The 2,955-nt window shown below is 67.5% G+C and carries 3 protein-coding genes; 1 reads left to right on the forward strand and 2 read right to left on the reverse strand.

The features are described 5' to 3' along the window. Nucleotides 1-213: 213 nt before the first annotated feature. Together ACZ4O3_RS44005 and ACZ4O3_RS44010 are read right to left on the reverse strand one after the other, a co-directional pair. A protein-coding gene (locus tag ACZ4O3_RS44005; RefSeq protein ID WP_467728020.1) for an IS5 family transposase occupies nt 214-1,010 on the reverse strand; the annotation gives its coding sequence in 2 pieces (ribosomal slippage) (nt 214-672 and nt 675-1,010; 795 coding nt in all). 45 nt (nt 1,011-1,055) lie between these two features. Continuing rightward, the gene (locus ACZ4O3_RS44010; protein WP_467728021.1) at nt 1,056-1,547 is read right to left on the reverse strand and encodes a MarR family winged helix-turn-helix transcriptional regulator; all 492 of its coding nucleotides are present in this window, start codon (nt 1,545-1,547) and stop codon (nt 1,056-1,058) included. Between the two features lie 179 nt (nt 1,548-1,726). On the opposite strand from ACZ4O3_RS44010, the gene ACZ4O3_RS44015 reads away from it, so the two are divergent. Next, a complete protein-coding gene (locus tag ACZ4O3_RS44015; RefSeq protein WP_467728023.1) occupies nt 1,727-2,581 on the forward strand; it encodes an alpha/beta fold hydrolase in 855 nt (284 codons plus the stop codon). Nucleotides 2,582-2,955 lie beyond the last annotated feature (374 nt).

Below are 2,955 nucleotides of genomic sequence, written 5' to 3' on the forward strand. Positions count from 1 at the left end.
CATCAACAGCCTCGCCAGCTACTACGGCGACCGCGTCACCGACCGCTAATCACGAACAACCACACCAGGCCACCCACAAACGATCAGACACTCCCAGCAGCACACGCAACGTGAACGGAGACGCCCGAAGTCTCGTCAACTCCGTTCTCAGGGCGCGGTGTTCAGGCCCCCGCGGTGCCGTCGTTCCGCCGCTGCCAGGGTTTAGACGTCGTCTCATTTGGTGAGTCTGCGGTAGCAGATGAGGCTGCAGGCGATGGCGGTGAAGGCCAGGAAGTGTTCGGCCTTGCGCTCGTAGCGGCGGTGCAGGCGACGGCAGCCGGCCAGCCAGGACATCGTGCGCTCGATCGTCCAGCGGTGCCGGCCGAGCCGGGTGGATGACTCGATGCCCTTGCGGGCGATGCGGTGACGGATGCCTCGCTTGCGTAGCCATCGGCGCAGGTGGTCGTAGTCGTAGCCCTTGTCCGCGTGCAGCTTGGCGGGCCGTCGTCTGCGCGGGCCGCGGCGGGAGCGGATCGGCGGGATGCCGCGCACGAGCGGTTCGAGTGCCTGGCTGTCGTGGAGGTTCGCGCCGGAGATTCCGATGGAGAGGGGTAAACCGGTCCGCTCGGTGATCAAGTGGATCTTCGAGCCCTTCTTGCCCCTGTCCACAGGATTCGGACCTGTCAGGTCCCCCCTTTCAAGGCCCGCATGTTCACCGAGTCGATGGCGCAGCGCGACCAGTCCAGGTCTCCGCGCGAGCCGAGTTCGTCAAGGATGACGCGGTGTAGCTTTGCCCAGACCCGGGCGGCGGTCCATTCGGTGAAGCGCCGGTGCGCCGTCGGTCCCGACGGGCCGAAGACCGGCGGCAGCTGCCGCCAGGTGCAGCCGGTCGTGGCCACGAAGATGATCGCCGCGAGGACCTCGCGGTCCCCGTACCGGCGCCGGGCTCCGCCCTGCGGCCGTGTTGGAGCAGGTGGGACCACCCGCTGGAACAGCTCCCACAACTCGTCCGGCACCATTCGCTCGACCATCACCACACGGTGAAGATTACCGAGCACTCCAAATGAGACGACGTCTTATTCGGCGTGGGTGAGGTTACGGATGAGCTGCGTGAGGACCGCGTTGGCCGTCACGATGTCCTGGCCGGGGAGGTTGAAGGCTTCGTCTAGGGCCGGGGGGATGGCGAGGGCGAGACGGCGGAGGTCGAGGCCGTCCTGGGTCGGGGTGATGTCGACCACCCGCTCGTCCTCGGCGCGGCGTCGGCGTTCGAGAAGTCCTGCCGTCTCCAGGCGCTTGAGCAGGGGCGTGAGCGTGCCGTAGTCGAGGTTGAGAGTGAGGACGAGGTCCTTCACGGTGATCGTGCCGTGCTGCCACAGGACGAGCATGACGAGGTACTGCGGGTAGGTCAGGCCCAGCCGGTCGAGCAGGGGGCGGTACGCCGCGGTGACGGCGCGCGAGGCGCTGTAGAGGGTGAAGCAGAACTGATCCTCCAGGTACAGCGAAGGCTCGTCGCCCGCCGGGCTGTCAGCCGGCGCGGACGGGGCGGGTCCGGTGGTACGGGGCGTCATTGCGGTACGCCTTTCGGGAGTCTCGTGGTCTGACCTGGCGGCCTGCCGAGTGTGAGGGACAAGCACTTCCCTGCCCTCTATTGCACCACACCCGATTAACTTGCACACGAGGGAATCGTGGGCTAGGTTCTGGAATCGGCCCGACCGGGCCGTGAACACCACCTGACAAGGGATTGATCATGAGCAAGTCGATCGTGCGCCGTTCGCTGCTGGCCACCGCCGCCATGGGGGCCGCCACGGTCCTGGGCGCGGCAGGACTGGCCGCCGCCAACGCGGGTCCGGCGACCGACACGGACACCGCGCAGAACCACAAGCATCAGCAGAAGCCGACGGTGGTGCTGGTACACGGTGCCTTCGCGGAGTCGGCGAGCTGGAACGGGGTCATCGACCGCCTTGAGCGCCACGGCTACCACGTGATCGCTCCGGCGAACCCCCTGCGTGGACTCCACAGCGACGCCGCATACCTCGCCAGCGTCCTGCACAGCGTCAAGGGCCCCGTCGTCCTGGCCGGCCACTCCTACGGCGGCTCGGTCATCAGCGAGGCCGCCGCCAACAACAAGAACGTCAAGGCCCTCGTCTACATCGCCGCATTCACACCCGACCGGGGCGAGAGCGCGAGCGAGCTGTCGGGCAAGTTCCCCGGGAGCACCCTCGGCGCCACCCTGAACAAGGTGCCCTTCCCGCAGCCCGACGGCAGCACCGGCACCGATCTCTACATCCGGCCCGACAAGTTCCGGGGCCAGTTCGCCGCCGACGTCTCCGCCAAGGAAGCCGCCCGCATGGCCGTCACCCAGCACCCCATCGCGGCGAACGCCCTGGATGAGACCGCGACCGCCACCGCCTGGAAGTCCATCCCTTCCTGGAACCTGATCACCCGCCAGGACAAGAACATCCCCGTGGCCGCACAGCGCTGGATGGCCCACCGCGCCCACTCCCACACCACCGAGATCGACGCCTCGCACGCCGTCACGGTCTCCCAGCCCGGCGCGGTCACCCGCATCATCGAACAGGCCGCGACCACCAACTCCCGCTGACGGAACACTCCGCCCTCTCGCGCTACACACACCACCTACGCCACCGGCCGCCTCACGACCGACCCAAACATCCTCCCGCACCACCCGGTACTCAAAGACCCGCTCAACAGGCGGGCAGGGAGACCGTCCCGTCCAAGGCGGTGAAAGATCCGGCCGGTCGACTGCCGCTGTGTCTACCGGACAAACAGACGATCGCCAGCCGACCGGCCCGACCCGCGTGAGCGGCCCGCTAAGGGAAGTTGCACCCCCGGGCCTTGACCCCTGATCTTGGACACACGAGACACTGATTCCTAATGCGGTCTGTCAAGCCGCTTGGGCAGTGGGTGGTACGGACTCATAGGGCCGTCTGTCTCGTAGGAGGGCCCAGAGGACGT

This window comes from Streptomyces sp. NPDC026515 (assembly GCF_055567595.1).

Bases quoted from the DNA above. Each gene is read 5' to 3' on its own strand.
- ACZ4O3_RS44015 (WP_467728023.1), top strand. From the start codon at position 1,727: ATGAGCAAGTCGATCGTGCGCCGTTCGCTGCTGGCCACCGCCGCCATG.
- ACZ4O3_RS44010 (WP_467728021.1), bottom strand. From the start codon at position 1,547: ATGACGCCCCGTACCACCGGACCCGCCCCGTCCGCGCCGGCTGACAGC.